Genomic DNA, 20,051 nt, shown 5'->3' with positions numbered 1-20,051 from the left:
CTTCCGTACGGGTTATTTAATTGATCTCACCATTTATCTCTGAAAACAGAGAAGAAGGGAAGAATAAGGACGGCAAAGGCTAAGATTAGCATGATGAATACACCGGCCTTGTTCTTTCTTTTCCATAATGTAATTGCGAATCCAAAGGAATAAAGAAAGACGCCAATCATAACAAGCCATATTATCAAGGACATTACTTTCTCAGCTCCTTCATTTTTGGAACTTCACTTTGTCTGCCAAATTGTCCTAAACGAACATTAACGGAAATCGAGACCTCTGCATCAGGGTACTTTTTGAGCCAATTATAGCTTTTAAATTCAGGAATTGTAGAGAATTTTTTTCTGGCGGTTAATGACCAACCAAATGGCTGGGCTTTATATTCTTGTTTTGTTTTTTCTACCAATGTATTCATTTTTTGTTCTAATTCTTTTTCAATCGATTTTTTAAGTATTTCTTTTTTACTGTAGTCCTTTGTATAGTTAACCATACTATGATTCGTAAAAATTTTAATGTTTAAAGGAATATGAACATTGATTTTAGGGGACTTATTATCACGAATAGATAGTTTGACCTTCGCAGGGGAGTCTAAGGAAACTCTACCAGCAACTTTATATTTTTCGTGTTTTGGATCTTGAAATGTCATAACCATACCCTGAGGATTCAGTGTATTGTTCAATAAATAAGCGAGGCGTGTTTCTTCCGCTGTCAGTGTTCCAATCATCTTTCCTTGCATGAAGACAGCTGAACCCGCAAATTGTGCTTGTCCTGATATTCCACTTGCTTTTAACTCCCCAGCTTTAAAATTGTCCGTACTTTCATTTGTAGTTGGTGTTTTCTCAAGGGTGCCATACATGCTGAGATATAGATCCTCTCCGGTTTCTGTAATTCGGAAAAATGTTAATAGGTCGGAAAAGGGGATCATCGATGTTTCTTTTCCACGCTCTAACGCTTGCTTATAATATTCATGTGGCCTCGTTTCGAGAACAGGTTTATTATTTTTTAAAAAGTCACTCGTCTTTTCCTTCGTAACTAATAGTTGAAGATCTCTTCTTATTTCCGGATCCTTTGTTAAATCATACATCCATCTAATAAAATCTGGTTCCTTTGCAAAATCTTCCGAAACACTGACGAGCCGAGCTATATCGTAGGTTATTTCTTTTGCAACAATGACGTTTGCTGTATCCTTGGCTGAGATAATATCATTTGCCGGGAAGGTAATTGTTTCAAAGGCAGGTTCATTGGCACCGCCTCCTTGCTGCTGAGAGCCGTAATCTGGATTAACGATAATATATGTGACTTCTATTGGATCATTTTCTTCTCCTTTATCAAGCCCAATTGCGAAGACATACGCGCGTTTTTCAACTTGCTTTTGATCCCAGCATCCTGCAAGAAGAACGATACATAATAAAAATACAATAACTCTAGTTAGTCTTTTCACGACGCAAATCTCCTTTTAGCTTAGCTACAGCCCATAGGATAAAGGGAAGAAAAATAAAGATTGGAGTGAGTATATTTAATAAATTTTCTCGAAGATGAAAAATTAAATAATCTGGACTTTCTGGTATATATCCAATAAAGACGAACACAGTAGCTAAAGCTGGAATGGCATATTCGAAATTATTAATTTTAAATAACCGCCCCATAATAACTGCGCTAATATAGAGGTAAACGGTAAAGCGAACAAGAGAAGAAATAAGCCAGAAAGGGAAAAAGAGTGTTTCTACATTCGTTAAAAATCCAAGCTGGATATAGCGAATTACTTCATGAAATGGATAGTCCAGCATTTGAACGGATCTGTAATCAAAGATGAGTAGAAAGCTCATGATGCCACCAATTAATATAAGAGTAATAAGAATAAGACCAATCCAGGATGCTTTTTTAAAGGATTTCAAATCCTTCATAAAAGGAATAAAAACAAATAAAAATAAGTAATCAGAAAGGATTGATGTTTTTATTATACTTTCTTTAATAACCTCCATTTCTCCTGGACCGAAGAATGGGAAAAAGAAAGCGGTTGTTCCATTACGAAGTGAAATTACAAGTGCAATGATCAAAGAAGCCGTAATATATGGGAATACTGCCCATGAAACAGAACCAATCTGTCCGAATCCTTTTTTTGCGCCATATGTGCAAGCTGCCATTAATAGTAAATAAATAATAATCGTCGGTGTTTTTGGAAAATACATGGTGACAATGATGTCAGAATAAATTGAGGAATCAATGATGGTTGCAGCAGATATACCAAGCCATAATACGAACAGAATAATCCAACCAAGGTATTTTCCAAATAGATGAAAAACGATATCGATTAACCCTTTTTGTTTATAGGCAGAAGCGACCTTAAATAAAACGAATAGAATGACTGCCGTTAGCAAGGCAATAATTATTGGACCCATCCAGGCAGCGTTTTTTAAAACATCGTATAAAATAGGTGGCGTATCATCTCCTACCTTTACTCCCATCATGATGAAGTTGATGGCAACTAATTCTTTTGTTCCAACTCTATTCTCATGCTGCCCCATGTGCTCACCTATCTTTTTGTTATATCTTTTGGTTTAACATAACCAGGTCGAAATAGTTCGTTTTGTAATGTTCTTCGAAAAATCGTATCTCCAGAAGATTGATATGATGGTGCAAGCGGGGAAAAATAAGGCACCCCAAACGACTTAATTGATACAAGGTAAAAAAAGCCAACAGTAAACAAAGCTGTTATACCGAAAATACCAACTAGACCTGCTGCAAAAATAAAAAGAAACTTCATTAATCGAATGGCGAAATTCATACTTAAATCCCCAATTGCAAAGGAACTCAAACCGCTTAAAGCTACTGCGATAACTACAATAGGGCTAACGATATTTGCTTGTACCGCAGCTTGCCCTAAAATTAATGCTCCTACAATTCCAATGGTTGGTCCGATTGGAGTTGGCACACGGAGTCCGGCTTCACGAATCAATTCAAAGGATAATTCCATTAGTAGCACTTCAACTAAACCGGGAAAAGGAACCTTATCGCGTGTAGCAATAATGGCAAGTAGAAGATCTCCTGGAATCATTTCAGAATGAAAATTTGTGATTGCTACATAAATTGCTGAAATAAATACAGAAATAAATAAAGCGATCAAACGTAATAATCGGATAAAATTACCATACATAAAACGCAAATAGTGGTCTTCAGATGAATGAAAAAAAGACCAAAACGTTGCTGGAAGAACCAGACATGCAGGGTCGTTATCCATGACTAAGACAATGTATCCATCCTCTAAAAAAGATGCCGCTCGGTCTGGTCGTTCTGTGTACAACGTAGATGGAAATATCGAATATCTTCTTTCCTCAATATATTGCTCTAAAATACCAAGGTTTTGAATAGAATCGGTATTAAGCGATTGCACTCTTTTTTTGACATTAGCTAGTAGTTTATCATCCACAAGATCACTTATATAAAGAACATATAGCTCATTTTTAGAGCGCTTCGAGATGGTAAATGATTCTGCGACAAGGGATTCACTTTTAATTTTTTTGCGAACGAGCGAAATATTTGTTTGTGCTAACTCATTAAAGGCTTCTTTTGGCCCTTTCACGACGTTTTCGTTTTGGGGCTGTTCTACGCTACGTCCTTCAAATTTTGCTACATTTATTAAAATAGCTTCTTCTTCACCGTCGATAAATATGGCAGCACTACCTTCATTAATTTTTTTACAAATGGTTTTTACTTTGTTTTCTTTGGACGTCGATGGCACCGTAATTAAATCATCGATTTGTTGCGCGGCTTCATTTATCGTCATTAAAGGTTTAAGAATATCTGTGTCAATAGTCTCTGCACTTGTTATTGTACTTATGTGAAGTAATGCTGCGTCCTTTTGCAGCGCTGGAATATGAAAATGTCGAATCGTTACATCTTTGTTTTTTGGAAACGAGTAAAGGGATTGGAAAATTTGCACCGTTTTGTTGAGATTTTTTTCAATTGTTGTTTCCTTGATAGATGATCCGATATCAGGAGTCGATTGTTCTCTTTTTGCTTTACTTCGCATATATTTTCTCCGCATGAAAACAACTCCAAATTAGTTTATTTTTTATTATCGTGCCACCAAATTCCAATAATATGTACGGTAAGATGGGAAATTTAAATCTGAGAGGGGATGGAACCGGCATAGTCGTAAATGGTTTCGACTATACCTTTTGGTTTGAGTTCTAGCTCCTTTGATTTCCACTTCAGGTAGACGCTTTCCGCGGGCTCCATGGTAAGTGGTGTGCAAGCGTTGCCCGCAAAGGTCTCATTTAGCTTGCCTTCCTACTAACTCTTATTGTTCCACTAACGTGTCGCAATAATGATTTTCGGTTGTTGCTATTCCTGCAGGAGTCTTCGTTGGTTTCTTCCGCTAATGGTGGTGGAGCAGTTTTTAAGTTTGCATCGGTATAAGTTGTAATTCAATTGCCTCAATACGATGGTAATAAATTTAAATAGGTTATTCTGTTTTTGATAAACTCCAAAATTCAAATATCATTTTAGGTTGATTAAACTGATTTCAGTAAGTTTTTTCTTTAATTATAGAAGAAAATACTGGTGCGACAGAGATTAGAAAAGTTTTATTATAAAAGATTTTTAGCAGAGAAAATATGCGAGCATCCTGCGGAAGTAAGCTTATTTCCCGTTTTGGCGCATAGTGCTAGATGAGGGGCTTTCTTTCTATAAAAGGTTATACACAACGAACGATTTTCATCATTGTTAAACAACAAAAAAAGATGGCCCAATAAGAGCCATCTCAAGCTTAGATCATGCTATGCAATTTCTGCTTTCTCCATCCAATCTTTACCCTCAAGTCGTCTTGCTACGAGCATACTTGAAACAGTATCCCCTGTAACATTCACCATCGTTGCTGGAGGATCAACGACAACCCCGATTGCAGATATGATTGGTAATGCGGTAATTGGGAGTCCGTAAAGGGTTACAATCATCATTTCTCCCATAAAACCTCCACCAGGAATACCACTCATTACAATACCAGATAATAAGCAAATTCCAATTGCCGTAATAAACGTATCAAAACCTGTAAAATCCATGTTAAACACACCAAAAACGAAGGCGATTTTTAGCATTGCAGATAAGCATGAACCGTCCATATGCATGGTAGCTCCTAAAGGAAGCACTGTTTCGCGAATGTCTTTTGGTACACCGATGTTTTTCGCTGCTTGCAGGTTCACAGGTAGGGAAGCAATACTACTTCCTGTTCCCAAGGAGGTCACTGCTGGAGAAAGAATATTCTTCCAAAAACGTGTGACTCCTTTTTTCCCTCCAGCTAGAAAAGCATAGAGTGTAAATCCGATTGCAAAATATAAAATCGAAACCGGATAATAAATTATGACTGCTTTCGCATAATCGCCAATTAAATCTGCTCCAAATTGACCGATTAAGGAAGCAAAATAAGCCCCGAGTCCAATTGGTGCAACATACATAACAAGTTGAACAAGCTTCATAAACACCTCTGAGCCGCTCGTTAGAAACTTCGAAAATGGGCGTCCTTTTTCACCTGATAGTCCAGCAGCAGCACCAACTAATACAGAAAAAATAATGAGTGCGAGCATATTTTTCCGCGAGAACAAATCAATAAAATCAGGAACTGTAAATGTATTGACCAATTGGTCTGCTAGCGTAACTTCTTCTATGTTTTCAGGCGTTTCTAGTGGAATGTCTGCATTCGTACCAGGTGGAAACAGCACGGTTGCAAACAGCATAACAACAGCGGCGATGATCCCTGTAATTATAAACACGAACATCATCGTGCCAAGAATTTTGCCAAGTCTTTTCATACTGTCCATGTTTGCGATCGCGGATGAGATAGAAAAAAATACAAGTGGTATTACAACCATAAATAATAAATTAATAAATAAACTACCTAATGGTTTAATGATTTCTGCTTTTTCTCCAAATATTAATCCAATAATGGAGCCAATAATTATAGATAATAATAAAATTATTGGAAACCGATAAGCTTTTAGCTTTGCTTTCATCTTCATTCTCCCTTTTCGTAGTAATAAGCTCAATGGCTCTATTTTACACGAATTTGCTGGGACAAGAAAGGTTGATTACCTGTAAAGGTAGTTTGTCAAGCTAGTATTACTTTAAAAAGGGCTGAATGCGCTCAATGGCCGTTTGCATTTTTTTACTGTTTCTTTGATACATTTCTTTGGATTGTGAATTGTTTGTTTGTAATGCAAAAAGCTCTAAATCAGCTTGTACCTTTTTCATCGTCGCTAATAATAACGGTTTTTGTGTAGGAACTGGAACTGTAATTTTGTCATCATATAAGTCAATGGTTAATTGTCCATTACTATCAACTTGGCCTAAAAAAACATTTTCAATGCTAACATTTTGCTTTTCAAGCTCTGTTTCGAGCCAATTCGTATTTAGCGAAAGGTTCGCGAGTGGTTCAAGCAGTACTTTTCCATCCATAATAACGGTTTCTGGTTCTTTTGTTGGAGCAAGCTTTAAACCGATGTCTTTCGCAGTAAGAGGTTGATTTTCTCTTTTTGGTAAAACACTAATAGATCCCGAGGGCTCTATTACTGCAAATTCAACGTCTGCTACTTTAAATATATTTTTCTCTCGGAGATTTTCCAATAAGTCATCAGAGGAGTAGCCTTCTTTTTTTAGGTTATCCTCCATTATTTTTCCATTTTGTATGACGACAGTACTCTTTCCTTGGGTGAAGTTACGGAACGATTTACTTTTTAACGAGATAAGCTCTACGATAAATGGAATAATAAACCAAACGAGCATTGCTAACAATCCATACATGAACGGATATTCTGTCGTACTAGAATGGATGGCAACAATACCTCCTAGTACAATTCCAGAAATATATTCAAAAATGCTAAGCTGTGAAATTTGTTTTTTTCCGAGCCATTTCGTGATAAAAAAAAGTACGATAACAAGAGAGAAAGAGCGTAATAATATGGTTGTCCATTCAGGCATGATATTATCTCCTTTCTACTGCTTATATTGCGGTTCTTCGTTTGAAAGCATTATTACTTGCTTATCTAAATCAACTTTAATCTCCTTAATAATCTGATTGACCGATTCAAATAATTTCCGTGTTTCATTTTCCGTTGTTTGTACAGCAAGCCCAGTTAATGTTGCCTCAATGCTTTTTATACTAGCAAAACAAGTTTTTACATCTGATCCAACAGTCATATTAATTGCTCCTTTTTAATTGCTATCCCTTTGGTTTAAATAATAACGCACCGATCATTCCAAAAATAATGGCAGCAGATATTCCTGAACTTGTCACTTCAAACATGCCCGTTACAACTCCAATTAACCCATGCTTCTCTGCTTCTGCCATGGCACCATGTACAAGAGAATTTCCAAAGCTCGTAATCGGAACGGTAGCACCAGCTCCTGCAAAATCAATTAATGGTTCGTATAATCCGAAACCATCCAATATTGCTCCAGCAACGACGAGAATACTTAATGTATGTGCTGGTGTAAGCTTGAATACATCAAACATGATTTGACCGATTACACAGATGATACCACCTACTACAAATGCCCAAAAAAAGATCATAAAGCATCACTTCCAGCTTCTATAGATACTGCGTGTGCAATACAAGGAATAGAACTCTTTTGTTGCACGCTTAATGGGGAATGTAAAGCACCAGTTGCTACTACAAGGATTCGCTTTGCTTCGCCATTCTTTAATAAGTTTATAAAATGTCCGTAAATTCCAACAGCCGAACAAGCTGATCCACTTCCTCCCGCTAGCACAGGCTGATCCTCGCGATAAATGGAAAGACCACAATCAACAAACTGATCTTCTTTGATTTCAATTCCATTGTCATGTAAAAGATCGAGTGAAACTTCTCTACCTATATGACCAAGATCACCAGTTATGATTAAATCATAATAAGAAATATCCACATTCCTTTCTCTTAAATGCGCAATTATTGTGTCTACTGCGGCTGGAGCCATTGCGCCCCCCATATTAAACGGATCAGTCATCCCCATATCAACAACTTTACCAATTGTTGCAGAAGTAACGATTGGACCTGTTCCTTTTTTTGCAAGTAAACAGCATCCGGCACCAGTAACTGTCCATTGCGCTGTTGGAGGTTTTTGTCCACCATATTCAGTCGGATATCGAAACTGTCGTTCTGTTGCCGCATTATGACTTGAAGAACCACTCAGTATATATTCTGCGCCATTACTGTTTAAAATGAGTGCAGATAAGGCTAAGCTTTCCATCGACGTAGCACATGCATTAAATAAACCGAAATAAGGGACTCCGATTGTTTTAGCTGCAAAGCTTGTTGGTGTTATTTGGTTGATTAAGTCACCACTAATAAAGAACGTTACTTGTTCTTTTTGTATAGGACTATTTTTAATGGCATATTGGCATGCTTCTTCCATCATCATTTGCTGCGCTTTTTCAAATGATGCTTGTTTTAACCACATGTCATCATGCAAAATATGGAATGCCTCAGGGATTTTCCCTTTCGCTTCAAAGGGACCGCCTACAGTGCCGGTTGAAATGATGACAGGTTTTTGATTGAATATCCAGGTTCGATGTCCAACAAGCATTATAATCCCCCCCATTGAATTAAAATGGTTTTAATAATTGAAACGACAAAAGCTGAAAAAACCCCAAATAAAATAACGGATCCCGCAAGTTTAAACATATTTCCTCCTACACCTAATACAAAGCCTTCTGTGCGGTGTTCAATTGCAGCTGAAATGACAGAGTTACCAAAACCAGTGACCGGTACTGCTGATCCTGCTCCTGCAAATTGTCCAATACGATCATAGATTCCAAAGCCTGTTAAGATCATCGTAATAAAGATTAAAGTCGCCGTTGTTGGATTGCCAACCGTCTGCTCCGTAAAATCAAAAAAATAAATATAAAAGGTAGAAATAAATTGACCAATAAGACAAATAAAGCCCCCAACGAAAAATGCTTTTACACAGTTTTTTAAAATAGGCCGCTTTGTTTCTCTTTTTTGCTGGAATGCTTTATATTTTTGTGCTGCCGGAGGGAGATTCTTCTTTTTTTTATCTGCCATTTAATGTCACTCTTTCTTCCATTGAAAATTGTTCCCGCTATCATTGTGATGAGCGGGACTGGTAATGATTTTGGTATCTATGTTTGTTCCTTGGATAATTGGATGAGTCGTTTGAGCTTTTTCTTTAAATCCTTTTCAGAAATATTTTTATTGGATAGCTGCTGTTCTAACTTCTCTAGCTCAATTGTTATTTTTTTATCGGTCGATAATTCTACATCATAATCTGCATATTTCTCTTTCAAGTCCTTTGTAAGCTGCTTTCGAATGGTCGCCAATTGGAAACGCATGTTGTGCGGGATCTCAACGGCTACTAGTAATTTCTTTGATGTATTAACGGCAAATACGGAAGAAACATTTTTCTTTTTACTTAAATAATCTTTTGCTTCATTTGCTAATTGCTGATCTGTTTTATTGTTTTGCGTTGAAATCTTACTAAATTGAACAGAATCGGGATTAGCTTGCTGACTATTATTTTTCTGACATCCTCCAATAAATATGAAGGTTAAAAGGATGAAGAGGATGAAATACAAAGCTTTCTTCCAGTTAAACATGTGAATCCCTCTTTAGGTTGTAGTATAGGAAGACAAAAGGGGGGAGGCCCCTTTTGTCAATTTAAAATCCTTTATATTGAGGCTCTTCCTGTTCAAGTTGTTGCACACGAGGCTCTACACTTTGAAGAATGGTCTCCGTTTGCATTGCAGCATTTTCGAATAGTTTTTTTGCTTGTTTATTTTCTGTTTGTAGAGCAAATTGTTCAAAGCTTGCTTGTGCACTTTTTAATCCAGCAATCGTTTGTTTAACCTGACTTGCTACTGTCATGGAATGACCCCTTTCACTGTTTATCGTTTAACAGATGGAAACGATCTATACGTACTATTTTTTCCGAAAAAAATAGCACATACGTAGTATGTACTGTTTTAGAAAAAATATCTTATTAAGATGAAAAAATGTAATGGGAGTTATCCAGTTTATACATTTTTAGGATCATCTTCGTTTGATTGTGTACCGTGCGTTAAGTAATCCTCATGTAATTGCTCTGCTTCTTTTTTTGATAGATGAGTCCCGTGTGACCGATGCTTTAAATAAGCCATGAAGACGAAAAGTAGCACAAGAATTATGATAATGATAAGAAGTATCTCCAATAAATTCACCCCACAGTGGATTTGTTTTTATCCAATGTTCCATTTATAGGGTACCCGTTTTTATTTAAAATAACGGAAAAATATAACGAATAACGAACCAGATTATCCCAAAAAAGATAATTAAATAGGTTGCGTACTTAATTAATGCTACCCCGATTAAACTTGGCTCCGATTTTTTCTCCTCATGTCTTACTTCGACATTTTTATCATTGTTCATAATTTTGTCACCTCATTCGTTAGAATTGAATTATAGTAGGTTTTACCCGTTTTTAGTCTTGTTAAACCTGTGAAATAAAGTATGAATTGTTTCTGTTCTCTGATAAACTTGAGCTAGATGAAATAAATAGAAAATAAGGTGATCTGATGATTGAGATACGCAAACCGATTTTAGTGGAAAAAGCAGTTGAGCTAGTCATAAATCATACGTTTACAGGGCAATCCGAAATTATCTCAATTGAAGCGTGTGATGGAAGAAGATTAGCTGAGCCTTTAATCGCACGAAATGATGTGCCATCCTTTAACAAGTCCCCTTATGATGGGTTTGCACTTCGTTCAGTTGATACATTGGATGCTTCCTTAGATCATCCAGTTCAATTTGAAGTCATTGAGCATATCGGTGCTGGTCAAGTGCCTAAGAAAAAGTTAGAAGCAGGGCAAGCGACCAGAATTATGACTGGTGCACAAATTCCAGATGGGGCAGATTGTGTGGCAATGTTTGAAGTATGTCAATCTGTTGAAACGGAAGAAAAACCAATTATTCGTTTAAAACGTAAAATGGAAAAAGGTCAAAATATTATCGAACTTGGATCAGAAGTAAAAGAAGGAGAAGTTTTAGTAGAAGCTGGTGAAAAAATTAATCCTGGTGTGAAAGCTTTATTAGCAACTTTTGGATATGATAAAGTGGCGGTCGCCAAAAGACCACGAGTAGGAATCATTGCAACCGGAACAGAGCTTCTTAATGTTGACGAACCATTAGAGCCTGGAAAGATTCGTAATTCCAATGCCCATATGATTGCTTCTCAAGTGACACGTGCAGGTGCGGATTATATTTATTTTGGTAAATTAAAGGATGAGCTCGAAACGAGTTATCAAACGATTTCGGAGGCACTAAAACAAGTAGATGTCCTTATTACAACTGGTGGGGTATCGGTAGGGGATTGGGACTTATTACCAGATATATATGAAAAGCTTGGAGCAGAGGTTTTATTCAATAAATTAGCAATGCGTCCAGGAAGTGTGACAACTGTTGCTGTAAAAGAAAATAAGCTGTTGTTCGGATTATCAGGAAACCCTTCGGCATGCTATGTAGGCTTTGAGTTATTTGTTCACCCAATTATTCAAGCGGCCTTATTTAACAAACGACCATTTCATAAACGTGTAAAAGCTATGATGATGGATAACTTTCCAAAGCCAAATCCATTTTCAAGATTTGTTCGCAGCTATATTTCTTATGAGGAAGATCGGCTTAAAGTGCATTTAGCAGGAGTAGATAAGTCTAATGTGGTTACCTCGCTGTCCAGTGCTAATGCTTTAATGATTCTACCTGGTGGGACAAGAGGGTATAAGGCAGGAGATATGGTTAATGTCTTACTACTTGAAAATGACGAGGGCCAAGCTGCATTTTTGCCAATCGTAAAGGAGTGATCAAATGGAAGCACAACAAATTCGCGACCAGTTTGGTAGAGTATTAAAGGATATCCGTATATCTGTAATTGATAAATGTAATTTACGCTGTACATATTGTATGCCAAAAGAAGTTTTTGGAGATGATTATGAGTTCTTGGATGATAATGAATTACTTCGTTTTGATGAAATTGTTCGTGTTGCCAAGCATTTTGCTAAATTAGGTGTAGAAAAAATACGGATTACTGGTGGAGAGCCTTTATTACGTAAAGACCTTGACCAATTAATTGCACGTTTAGCAAAGGAAACTGGAATTACGGATATTGCACTTACAACGAATGGAATACTTCTTCCAAAAAGGGCAAAAAAATTAAAAGAAGCGGGATTAAAGCGAGTAAATATTAGCTTAGATGCTATTGAAGACCATGTTTTTACGCAAATAAACGGAAAAGGGGTTAGTGTAGCTCCTGTGCTAAAAGGGATTGAGGCGGCAATAAATGCAGGGCTACAGGTGAAGGTTAATTCCGTCGTGAAAAAAGGAATGAACGAAGGACAAATTATCCCATTGGCAGCGTATTTTAAGGATAGTCCTGTTATTCTTCGATTTATTGAATTTATGGATGTTGGAAATCATAATGCATGGGACATTAAGAATGTGATTACAAAACAACAAATTATTGATACAATTCATGAACAGATGCCAATGGAGCCTGCAGAGGCGAATTATTATGGGGAAGTTGCATCACGTTTTCGATATAAGGATGGTAGTGGAGAGTTCGGCGTTATTTCTTCTGTATCGGATTCCTTTTGTGGAACTTGTACAAGAATACGACTATCAGCTGATGGTAAATTGTATACATGTTTGTTTGCAATTAGCGGGTTCGATTTGAAGAAGGAGTTACGAGCTGGCATAAACGATGAACAATTACGTGAAGCAATTGTTTCTCTTTGGAGGGAAAGAACAGATCGTTATTCTGATGAACGAGCCGAACGAAAGAATACGGATGAAAGAAAAATTGAAATGTCATATATTGGTGGATAATACTTGAAATGGGTAGATTGAAGTGTAAGGGGGTGGGTAAGTAAATGAAGACGTTTAAATTAAAATCATTAAAGATCAAAGAAAGTGTCAAGGACGACTTGTTTCACCATGATATAGAGTTAATGGATGGATTAATTATCAATCGCGAGGATGAAAAAAACCGCTGGATAACAGAGGCCTATATGGATAAACGTTATTATGATTTAATTCATCGACTTCGTGAAGAAAGAGATGAGTTAATGATTGAGGTGAAAATAACAAAGGAATCTAATTCGCCGGCAACTTTTATTAGCAAAATTATTAGTATAAACGATATTGGCGAGCATATTAATGTGCTTTTTATGGGGACCATCATCGATCAGCGGATACAAAATATAGAACAAATGCTAAGGGATTTAATCAATCAAGGATATCATGGCGAAGAATTACTTACTCAATTTAAAGCACTAATCTAATCGAAAAAACACACCTTCTTCTTCTGTTGAAAAGAAAGTGTGTTTTTTTGTTCGAAAGATCCTGATAAACAGATATCAGGAGCAAACGATAATATGAAATTGTCGAAAAGTAAGGAAATAATGTAAGTTGCCTGTTATAATGTTAATAAGTTTTTTTGTATTTAATGATGGATAGAATAATCGAAATGTATTAAGGAGACTATAATGTTCCACTCAACAACTATAATGAACTGGATTAATAAACGTTCTCCAGTGCAAATGATCCTACTTTTTTATTTGTTAGCAGTAATTTTGTCCACTGCTTTATTATCTTTACCTGTTGCTTATCAAAAAGGAGTAAGTATTCCTTTTATTGATAAATTATTTACCGCAGTTAGTGCATTGAGTGTAACAGGATTATCAACGATAACGGTGGCAGATACGTTAAGTGTGACAGGAATTATCCTGTTAGCTTTTATTTTGCAGCTTGGTATGGTTGGGATAATGGCAATCGGTACATTTATTTGGCTGCTGTTAGGAAAGAAAATTGGCTTTAAAGAACGACGCTTAATTATGACAGATCAGAATCAGACGAAGTTTGAAGGGATGGTTCGCTTAGTCAAACAGCTGTTTTTAGTTTTACTTACAATCGAGTTTTTTGGTTTTCTTATTTTTAGTACATATTTTTTACAGTATTATTCATTTAATGAAGCTATTTTGCATGGTTTTTTTAGTACAATTAGTGCTATATCCAATGGTGGTTTCGATATTACTGGACAGTCACTTATTTTTTATAAGGATGATTATTTTGTTCAGTTTGTGACGATGCTTTTAATTATTTTTGGAGCGATTGGATTTCCCGTCTTAATTGAAGTGAAGGAATATTTATTTGCAAAATATGATGATCGCAGATATTTTCGTTTTAGCTTATTTACAAAGCTAACGACTGCTACATTTGTTATTTTAATCATAGCGGGGGCTTTTCTTATTTTTATCCTTGATTATAATAATTTTTTTGCGGATAAATCCTGGCATGAAATTCTTTTTTACACGTTTTTTCAATCCATTACAACGAGAAGTGCAGGACTATCGACAATGGATGTAGGACTGCTAACCGAGCAAAACCATTTAGTCATGTCATTTTTAATGTTAATTGGTGCATCTCCTAGCAGTTCTGGTGGAGGAATTCGTACAACCACTTTTGCATTAGTTGTTATCTTTTTAATTACGTATGCCCGTGGTGGAAAAAGTATTAAACTGTTTCGTCGAGAAGTGCATGATGATGACCTTATTAAAGCTGTTGTAGTTACACTGCTTGGGATGTTTTTCGTTTTTGTTTCTGTTGTGTTTATATCAGCAGTAGAGCCTTATTCTGTGACAAAAATATTTTTCGAGGTAAGCTCCGCGTTTGGTACAGTAGGATTAAGCCTTGGAATTACAAGTGAGTTAAGTACAGCAAGTAAGGTTGTTTTAATGATTTTAATGTTTATTGGAAGAGTTGGTATCGTTACCTTTTTGTTTATCTTTAGGAACAATCGAAGTACTGCAAATTATCACTATCCAAAGGAAAGAATTATTATTGGATAGGATGCAAAATGCAGGGCATGGAATGAAGATTTTATTAAGAAAAGAGGTTATCTCGTAGGCTTTTTAAGCTTATGAGATAACCTCTTGTTCTATATATGAATGTATGCGTTAGTCTTTAGTTTTAGTAAGTTGTAGTATTTTTAATTGATCATTTTCAAAACCTACTGTTATCGAATAACGTATTTTTTCTTTCTTAGTTTCTTGTTTGTTCGGAAGCTTATTTTCTATTGTCACATCTACTAGTAACGTTGCTTGATTTTGAGATGCTACTTTATTTTCGACTATTTCGCTGTTTACTTTTGTAATATAAATATATTGCTCTCTAAAAGAAGAATATGTCTGTTCGGATTGCATCGTATCACCTAGTAACGTGTAAGCATTAATATAGTCTCTAATATCAATACTTTCAAAAAAATAGTCCACGATATATGCGGCATCTTTTTCTAATTGATCAGTGTCAGTTGATTGTACGATGTTGTTTGGGTTTCCAAAGTCTAGATTGTTGGGTTGTGCACTATTTATCCAACCTTCAATGGTTTCGATTACGGTATGAATCGGAATACTAAAGCCAATTGTCCCATCCTCTGTTCCAACTGAATTAATTCCAATGACCTTTCCTGTATTACGATTAATTAAAGGACCACCACTGTTACCGTGCGTAATCTGTGCAGAAATTTGGTAAACATTATTATAATGGTAGTCATCGACCGAAAAATTTCGTTCTGTTCCAGAAATAATACCAAGTGTTACAGTGTTTTGAAAGCCATGGGGACTACCAAGTGCAATTACTTCATCACCAATTTCAGAGAAAGTCTCCCTTTCAATTGTCATTGCCTGCTGATTAGAAAGTTGTGGGACACGAATAACGGCAACATCTAATTCTTCGCCAATCCCTATCACTGCTGCTGGATAGACTCGAGCATTTGCTGTTCGGACGTAAATAACATCCGCATCCTGAACAACATGCGCATTTGTAATAATATCTCCTTTATCATTAATTAAGAAACCTGAACCAGTAGTCGTGTTCATTTCATTTTGACCATCTATTTGTACAACATTTTTTTCAGCCTCATGGATGATTGACTTTAAATTTAATGACTGCGGATCTTTATTTACTTTTTCAATGATTGGATTACTGATAGATATCGTTTTTTCCTGCCAGCTTTGGTATATATAGATGAAACAAGCAATTCCCAGAGCTCCAATAATGATGGTTATAATAATGGGGGAAACAAGCTTTTTGTGCATGTATTTCACTCCGTTAATGGGTAATATTTAATCCGTATACCACGTGATTTTGTCTACTTTTATTTTGACATTCTCTGTTGATTTCGTATCATAATGCGTGAATTCAAACTTGCCATTATCTCCTGGATACAATGTATCAGGGAAAACATAAACTTCATTTGTAATAAAAGGCGTACCGTTTTTAGTAATTGAATAATCAATCTTAATCGAATTAATAGGAACGGTTGCTACACTTTTTACATTTCCATTTACAACTAGCTTGTTCTGATCATCACTTTCCACCTTTACAGAAACGAGCTTAATGGCATCTTTTTCATTTAGCTTTCGTTCTTGCTCAGCAGTAGTCATCGCCTGTTCAATACGTTGTTGCTGTGTTGTTTCGAAGGCTACCTTTTCTTTTTCAATTGTTGTTTTGAGACTTTGAAGCTTTTCGGATGCAGAAGCATATTTTATTCCATCTTCAACGATCAATTGCGCATCCCGGAATTGCTTTTTGTTTAACTGCTCACTCGCCATTGAAAAGGTATAATCAATAATTTGCTCACGAATGTCGGTTGTAATCTTCACCGCTTCTGGACTTCGTATTGCTTCTACTTCCCAGATGATGAGTTTTAGTTTATTGATGTCTGTTTCATTATTTAACATGCTTTTGATTTGTGCTAGTTTAATCGCATCACGATTTTTTGATAGTTCATTTACAATAGATGAAACTGCAGTGCCAGAATAGTTTTTTAATGTTTTTTCGGCCTCGTTGACTAAAGAGAGCGCCTCTTGAAAATTATCACGTTCAGATTCAGAATGTGCATTTTCTATTGCAGATTGAACAGTGAATACTTTATCAATATATATAGACGCAACTTCAGCCTCAGAGAAGTTAGCTTTTTGCTGTAAGGCTTTATCAAACAATTGCTTTGCTTTACTAAAGTCGCCGTCTGAAAGTCTGTTTTCACCTTGTTCGTAATATTCTTTTGCTTGACTCGTTTTTGCCTGTAGGACGAAAAAAAAGATACTAATCGAGAAGATTAATAGAATACTTGCGCTTATAGGAAGAAGCCATTTCTTGTTAAATCTTTTCTTTGCCTTGGTTCGATTATTGATATCTTCTGGCAATGGAGAACCACAGGAGACACAATATGTTTCATCTTCTTTTATTGTGGATCCGCAATAAGGGCAAAATAACATCGTGCCACCTGCTTTCTAAATGTTTTAATGGGGAAATAAAGATATCATTTTTTTAATAGATTAAAAGGGTAGAGTAAACTCTTTTTTAAAATAGTATATGGTAGAAGAAAAATGTACACTTCATTTGAAAATATCTTTATATATTTTAGCACACTTTTACTTTATTTAGGGAAAACATATTGATAAGATAGGAGAAGGATGTGGCTATTGTAAATGTAAAGATTTTAATGAGACAAGGGAATTTATGGAGAGGGGGATGTGATTCATGGAGGCATTAGAAATTGTATTCGGTATTGTTTGTTTTGGTATTTTAATAATGAATATTGGCTATAGCGTGTTCGACAATGAGAAGTAAAAAAATAACGGTCCATACTTTAAAGAAACAAGTGGACCGTTATTCTATTCTATCTCACATAATCGGAAGTTCACCCAATTAGGCTAAGTGAATGGTAGTTCAACGTGTTGTTTCCCACTCACTAAATGGGTATATAATAAATTCAGAACGACCTATAATATCCTCTCTATCGATTAGCCCAAGTCCGTTGCGACTATCTTTACTTATCGCTCGGTTATCTCCCATCACAAAATAGCTTTCTTCAGGAATCTCAAAAGGACCAAAATTTCCTGTTCGATTCAATGCTTCTTCTGTTAAGAAATCCTGATTGAACACCTTTTTGTTAACATATAAAGTATGATCTTTCACTTCAATTGTATCCCCAGGCAATCCAATAACACGTTTCACATAATTTTTAAAGGGCCGTTCAATAATAACGATATCTCCTCTTGCAGGCTCGTTTATAATATAAATAAATTTATTGAAAATAACTCTTTCCCCATCTTCAAGTGTCGGTTCCATACTTTCACCTTCCACAATTGATGTGGCGAAGATAAACGAGCGGAGGAAGAGAGCTAATAAAATAGCAACAAAAATAGCTTTTATCCACTCGATTAATTCATTCTTTTTCTTTTCTTTTGCCAAAGAAGACATCCTCTCTTCAAAAACCATCATCATTTAAAATATATTATGTAGTTGACGATAGTAAATATAATGCCATAAGCAAAACTAAATATAAAATAATTTGCTTTTGCTTTTATAGTATCATAATCAAGCATTGCTTACGACTAATGGGTGCTATTAAATAATAAATTTACAAATAGGTTGTTAAGAAGATTCATGTATACTATTTTCTTGAAAAGTAGAAAAAAATGTTATTTACAGAAATATTATGCTAATGTTAATAATAACTAGAAAAAGGAGGATGATGACAAATTAACATGTATACGAATGACAGACTCAAACTCCTTCAACGAATTGAATCACTTCGTCAACGAATGACAACGGTTGCCCTAGAAAAAGGATTGACCAGCTTGGAATCTATCTCCATTAGTCAAGAGCTAGACCGCTTACTAAATAATTACGAGCATATGAAGCAAAACGATTTTCAAGCTACCAGAAATAGAGAAGTAAACTCAAAAACTCCACAATAACGTTAACGGGATAAAGTAGTAAAACCAACTGCTTTATCCCGAATTTCTTATTGAACGTAATTTTATAGGAAGAGAAATTAAGAGTCTCCGAAAAACAATATAAAGGGAATGGATACCTTATAGGAGAGGAACAACATTGCTAGCTCCTAAGACAACAAATTATCGTTCTCTTTGTGCTCGTTGTATGTCATTGCTCCTATCTAATGCTAGATAATTTATATTAAATGAGAAAAATAGGATAATTCGATTCCTTTTTGTTTAAAATGGGAAGAATACCATTTTCTGAAATGAGGAGGAATTCTCTATGAAGGGGCTCGATTTCTCAAGGTTTTATTCCTTTGGTCTAACGGATGAACATATGCTTGCACTAGTTATCTTAGCTGGAGTGATTTGTTGCTATTATATATTTCGTCCTATCAGTTCTTTATTGATTTTACTAAAATCAAAAATGCTGCTTTGCTACATTAATGGGAGCTTGTTATTTCTAGTTCTCTTTTTTGTGATTGGTAATTGGATAGAGGTATCGACAGAGATGCTGCTTTCATCGTTAAAAATTGCATTACAAACTTTAGCTTTATTTGGAGTCCTATTATGGTTTATTCATCTTTTCCTGCAATGGACGCGGAGGACTGGTTCCTAGATAGAATGGAAAGCTAAGAAGTAGCCAAAGTTTACATAGAAGCTTTGGCTACAAAAAGTGTAGTTACATTAACTTTTCCGTTCGAACGATTTCTTAGTCGGAGGCCATTCCATTTTTCCTAAAGATGAGGGAGTGAAGTAGGATGAGTAATGTCTCTGCTTTGGACTGGATTGCTTTTTGGGTTTCCAGTCAATATATTGATAGATTATTTTCTTTGCATAAGACAAAGACATTTTTGTCTGAGGGTTACGATAGCTTTGATCAATTTTTCCTAAATGCTCGAGTTCTTTAAAATCTTCTTTTGATGGAGGAATATGAAAAAAGTAATGATCTACCTTAACAAGCAGGGTTGAATGCTGATTACTAAATTTAGGATGCTCGGAAAAATGAAGTCCGACCTTTTTAGCTTTATCTTCTTGAAGTAGCCGTTTAATTGCTTCTTTTTTAATAAAATATAAGTGCTGAGGCTCTGGTGCAGTTTTAGCATGTCTATTAATCGTATAAAGTGCTTTAGCTAACTCGCCGATCGAAATATTCTGTTTCATAAAAAGTATGCCTCCTTTCTTTATTCGATATCGATAGCTTGTCCATTTCTAAGTTGTATGTGTCTAG

The 20,051-nt window shown here is 35.7% G+C and carries 24 protein-coding genes; 6 read left to right on the top strand and 18 right to left on the bottom strand.

All coding sequences use genetic code 11. The features are described from left to right. Positions 1–26 precede the first annotated feature (26 nt). The 14 genes from SPK86_RS00625 to SPK86_RS00560 form a co-directional block, all read right to left on the bottom strand. Entirely contained in the window at positions 27–194 is a 168-nt protein-coding gene (locus SPK86_RS00625; protein WP_284139309.1) for a hypothetical protein, read from the bottom strand. Then, positions 194–1,438, bottom strand: coding sequence for a Ger(x)C family spore germination protein (locus tag SPK86_RS00620; RefSeq protein ID WP_330948455.1), 1,245 nt, complete (start codon positions 1,436–1,438; stop codon positions 194–196). Before SPK86_RS00620 ends, SPK86_RS00625 begins: the two co-directional genes overlap by 1 nt. Beyond that, positions 1,422–2,522, bottom strand: coding sequence for a GerAB/ArcD/ProY family transporter (locus SPK86_RS00615; RefSeq protein WP_330948454.1), 1,101 nt, complete (start codon positions 2,520–2,522; stop codon positions 1,422–1,424). The genes SPK86_RS00620 and SPK86_RS00615 overlap by 17 nt, the downstream gene beginning before the upstream one ends. Before the next feature lie 8 nt (positions 2,523–2,530). Next, positions 2,531–4,042, bottom strand: coding sequence for a spore germination protein (locus SPK86_RS00610; RefSeq protein ID WP_284139306.1), 1,512 nt, complete (start codon positions 4,040–4,042; stop codon positions 2,531–2,533). Positions 4,043–4,775: 733 nt separating this feature from the next. Beyond that, positions 4,776–6,005 (bottom strand): dicarboxylate/amino acid:cation symporter, encoded by a 1,230-nt coding sequence (locus SPK86_RS00605; RefSeq protein ID WP_284139305.1) that lies wholly within the window; start codon positions 6,003–6,005, stop codon positions 4,776–4,778. Positions 6,006–6,111: 106 nt separating this feature from the next. Continuing rightward, a complete protein-coding gene (locus SPK86_RS00600) occupies positions 6,112–6,969 on the bottom strand; it encodes a DUF421 domain-containing protein (RefSeq protein ID WP_284139304.1) in 858 nt (285 codons plus the stop codon). Between the two features lie 15 nt (positions 6,970–6,984). After that, the gene (locus SPK86_RS00595) at positions 6,985–7,188 is read right to left on the bottom strand and encodes a DUF1657 domain-containing protein (protein ID WP_284139303.1); all 204 of its coding nucleotides are present in this window, start codon (positions 7,186–7,188) and stop codon (positions 6,985–6,987) included. Between the two features lie 22 nt (positions 7,189–7,210). Then, on the bottom strand, positions 7,211–7,561 hold the full coding sequence (gene spoVAE, locus SPK86_RS00590; RefSeq protein ID WP_284139302.1) for a stage V sporulation protein AE: 351 nt from the start codon (positions 7,559–7,561) through the stop codon (positions 7,211–7,213). Next, complete coding sequence (gene spoVAD, locus SPK86_RS00585; RefSeq protein WP_284139301.1) at positions 7,558–8,574, bottom strand: stage V sporulation protein AD; 1,017 nt, start codon at positions 8,572–8,574, stop codon at positions 7,558–7,560. The genes spoVAE and spoVAD overlap by 4 nt, the downstream gene beginning before the upstream one ends. Then, a complete protein-coding gene (gene spoVAC / locus SPK86_RS00580; protein WP_284139300.1) occupies positions 8,574–9,053 on the bottom strand; it encodes a stage V sporulation protein AC in 480 nt (159 codons plus the stop codon). Before spoVAC ends, spoVAD begins: the two co-directional genes overlap by 1 nt. Before the next feature lie 77 nt (positions 9,054–9,130). Next, positions 9,131–9,604, bottom strand: coding sequence for a YhcN/YlaJ family sporulation lipoprotein (locus SPK86_RS00575; protein ID WP_330948453.1), 474 nt, complete (start codon positions 9,602–9,604; stop codon positions 9,131–9,133). A gap of 61 nt (positions 9,605–9,665) precedes the next feature. Next, a complete protein-coding gene (locus SPK86_RS00570) occupies positions 9,666–9,872 on the bottom strand; it encodes a DUF1657 domain-containing protein (RefSeq protein ID WP_284139298.1) in 207 nt (68 codons plus the stop codon). A 149-nt stretch (positions 9,873–10,021) separates the two neighbouring features. Beyond that, positions 10,022–10,195: a hypothetical protein gene (locus tag SPK86_RS00565; protein ID WP_284139297.1), complete on the bottom strand. Its 174-nt coding sequence runs from the start codon at positions 10,193–10,195 to the stop codon at positions 10,022–10,024. 64 nt (positions 10,196–10,259) lie between these two features. Continuing rightward, positions 10,260–10,412 carry a hypothetical protein gene (locus SPK86_RS00560; protein ID WP_284139296.1) on the bottom strand — a complete coding sequence of 51 codons (153 nt, stop codon included), beginning with the start codon at positions 10,410–10,412 and terminating at the stop codon, positions 10,260–10,262. A 146-nt stretch (positions 10,413–10,558) separates the two neighbouring features. Here SPK86_RS00560 and SPK86_RS00555 point away from each other — a divergent pair, with 146 nt between their 5' ends. The 4 genes from SPK86_RS00555 to SPK86_RS00540 all read left to right on the top strand — a co-directional run bounded on the left by SPK86_RS00555 (position 10,559) and on the right by SPK86_RS00540 (position 14,881). Then, positions 10,559–11,839, top strand: coding sequence for a molybdopterin molybdotransferase MoeA (locus SPK86_RS00555; RefSeq protein ID WP_330948452.1), 1,281 nt, complete (start codon positions 10,559–10,561; stop codon positions 11,837–11,839). Between the two features lie 4 nt (positions 11,840–11,843). Then, positions 11,844–12,860, top strand: a complete 1,017-nt coding sequence (gene moaA, locus SPK86_RS00550; protein WP_284139294.1) for a GTP 3',8-cyclase MoaA — start codon at positions 11,844–11,846, stop codon at positions 12,858–12,860. Between the two features lie 44 nt (positions 12,861–12,904). Beyond that, positions 12,905–13,315, top strand: a complete 411-nt coding sequence (locus SPK86_RS00545) for a YwpF family protein (protein ID WP_330948451.1) — start codon at positions 12,905–12,907, stop codon at positions 13,313–13,315. Positions 13,316–13,519: 204 nt separating this feature from the next. Then, a complete protein-coding gene (locus tag SPK86_RS00540; protein ID WP_284139292.1) occupies positions 13,520–14,881 on the top strand; it encodes a TrkH family potassium uptake protein in 1,362 nt (453 codons plus the stop codon). Positions 14,882–14,989: 108 nt separating this feature from the next. On the opposite strand, the gene SPK86_RS00535 is transcribed toward SPK86_RS00540, so the two are convergent. The 3 genes from SPK86_RS00535 to lepB form a co-directional block, all read right to left on the bottom strand. Beyond that, entirely contained in the window at positions 14,990–16,129 is a 1,140-nt protein-coding gene (locus tag SPK86_RS00535) for a S1C family serine protease (RefSeq protein ID WP_284139291.1), read from the bottom strand. 27 nt (positions 16,130–16,156) lie between these two features. Next, positions 16,157–17,311: a zinc-ribbon domain-containing protein gene (locus SPK86_RS00530; protein WP_330948450.1), complete on the bottom strand. Its 1,155-nt coding sequence runs from the start codon at positions 17,309–17,311 to the stop codon at positions 16,157–16,159. Positions 17,312–17,765: 454 nt separating this feature from the next. Continuing rightward, the gene (gene lepB / locus SPK86_RS00525; RefSeq protein WP_443089739.1) at positions 17,766–18,299 is read right to left on the bottom strand and encodes a signal peptidase I; all 534 of its coding nucleotides are present in this window, start codon (positions 18,297–18,299) and stop codon (positions 17,766–17,768) included. 287 nt (positions 18,300–18,586) lie between these two features. Between lepB and SPK86_RS00520 the strand changes: the two genes are divergently transcribed. Together SPK86_RS00520 and SPK86_RS00515 are read left to right on the top strand one after the other, a co-directional pair. After that, on the top strand, positions 18,587–18,799 hold the full coding sequence (locus tag SPK86_RS00520; RefSeq protein ID WP_284140974.1) for an aspartyl-phosphate phosphatase Spo0E family protein: 213 nt from the start codon (positions 18,587–18,589) through the stop codon (positions 18,797–18,799). A 304-nt stretch (positions 18,800–19,103) separates the two neighbouring features. Next, entirely contained in the window at positions 19,104–19,439 is a 336-nt protein-coding gene (locus SPK86_RS00515; protein WP_284140973.1) for a hypothetical protein, read from the top strand. A 68-nt stretch (positions 19,440–19,507) separates the two neighbouring features. Here SPK86_RS00515 and SPK86_RS00510 read toward each other — a convergent pair whose 3' ends face one another. Then, the gene (locus tag SPK86_RS00510) at positions 19,508–19,984 is read right to left on the bottom strand and encodes a YkyB family protein (protein WP_330948449.1); all 477 of its coding nucleotides are present in this window, start codon (positions 19,982–19,984) and stop codon (positions 19,508–19,510) included. Between the last annotated feature and the right edge of the window lie 67 nt (positions 19,985–20,051).

Origin of the sequence: Virgibacillus sp. MG-45 (assembly GCF_036409425.1) — a bacterium.
GTDB lineage: Bacteria > Bacillota > Bacilli > Bacillales > Amphibacillaceae > LDC-1.
This window is presented reverse-complemented; position numbering and strand designations above follow the sequence as displayed.

Coding starts and splice junctions, on each gene's coding strand:
- SPK86_RS00625 (WP_284139309.1), bottom strand. CDS start 194: ATGTCCTTGATAATATGGCTTGTTATGATTGGCGTCTTTCTTTATTCC.
- SPK86_RS00615 (WP_330948454.1), bottom strand. CDS start 2,522: ATGGGGCAGCATGAGAATAGAGTTGGAACAAAAGAATTAGTTGCCATC.
- SPK86_RS00610 (WP_284139306.1), bottom strand. CDS start 4,042: ATGCGGAGAAAATATATGCGAAGTAAAGCAAAAAGAGAACAATCGACT.
- SPK86_RS00605 (WP_284139305.1), bottom strand. CDS start 6,005: ATGAAAGCAAAGCTAAAAGCTTATCGGTTTCCAATAATTTTATTATTA.
- SPK86_RS00600 (WP_284139304.1), bottom strand. CDS start 6,969: ATGCCTGAATGGACAACCATATTATTACGCTCTTTCTCTCTTGTTATC.
- SPK86_RS00595 (WP_284139303.1), bottom strand. CDS start 7,188: ATGACTGTTGGATCAGATGTAAAAACTTGTTTTGCTAGTATAAAAAGC.
- spoVAE (WP_284139302.1), bottom strand. CDS start 7,561: ATGATCTTTTTTTGGGCATTTGTAGTAGGTGGTATCATCTGTGTAATC.
- spoVAD (WP_284139301.1), bottom strand. CDS start 8,574: ATGCTTGTTGGACATCGAACCTGGATATTCAATCAAAAACCTGTCATC.
- spoVAC (WP_284139300.1), bottom strand. CDS start 9,053: ATGGCAGATAAAAAAAAGAAGAATCTCCCTCCGGCAGCACAAAAATAT.
- SPK86_RS00575 (WP_330948453.1), bottom strand. CDS start 9,604: ATGTTTAACTGGAAGAAAGCTTTGTATTTCATCCTCTTCATCCTTTTA.
- SPK86_RS00570 (WP_284139298.1), bottom strand. CDS start 9,872: ATGACAGTAGCAAGTCAGGTTAAACAAACGATTGCTGGATTAAAAAGT.
- SPK86_RS00560 (WP_284139296.1), bottom strand. CDS start 10,412: ATGAACAATGATAAAAATGTCGAAGTAAGACATGAGGAGAAAAAATCG.
- SPK86_RS00555 (WP_330948452.1), top strand. CDS start 10,559: ATGATTGAGATACGCAAACCGATTTTAGTGGAAAAAGCAGTTGAGCTA.
- moaA (WP_284139294.1), top strand. CDS start 11,844: ATGGAAGCACAACAAATTCGCGACCAGTTTGGTAGAGTATTAAAGGAT.
- SPK86_RS00545 (WP_330948451.1), top strand. CDS start 12,905: ATGAAGACGTTTAAATTAAAATCATTAAAGATCAAAGAAAGTGTCAAG.
- SPK86_RS00540 (WP_284139292.1), top strand. CDS start 13,520: ATGTTCCACTCAACAACTATAATGAACTGGATTAATAAACGTTCTCCA.
- SPK86_RS00535 (WP_284139291.1), bottom strand. CDS start 16,129: ATGCACAAAAAGCTTGTTTCCCCCATTATTATAACCATCATTATTGGA.
- SPK86_RS00530 (WP_330948450.1), bottom strand. CDS start 17,311: ATGTTATTTTGCCCTTATTGCGGATCCACAATAAAAGAAGATGAAACA.
- lepB (WP_443089739.1), bottom strand. CDS start 18,299: ATGTCTTCTTTGGCAAAAGAAAAGAAAAAGAATGAATTAATCGAGTGG.
- SPK86_RS00520 (WP_284140974.1), top strand. CDS start 18,587: ATGTATACGAATGACAGACTCAAACTCCTTCAACGAATTGAATCACTT.
- SPK86_RS00515 (WP_284140973.1), top strand. CDS start 19,104: ATGAAGGGGCTCGATTTCTCAAGGTTTTATTCCTTTGGTCTAACGGAT.
- SPK86_RS00510 (WP_330948449.1), bottom strand. CDS start 19,984: ATGAAACAGAATATTTCGATCGGCGAGTTAGCTAAAGCACTTTATACG.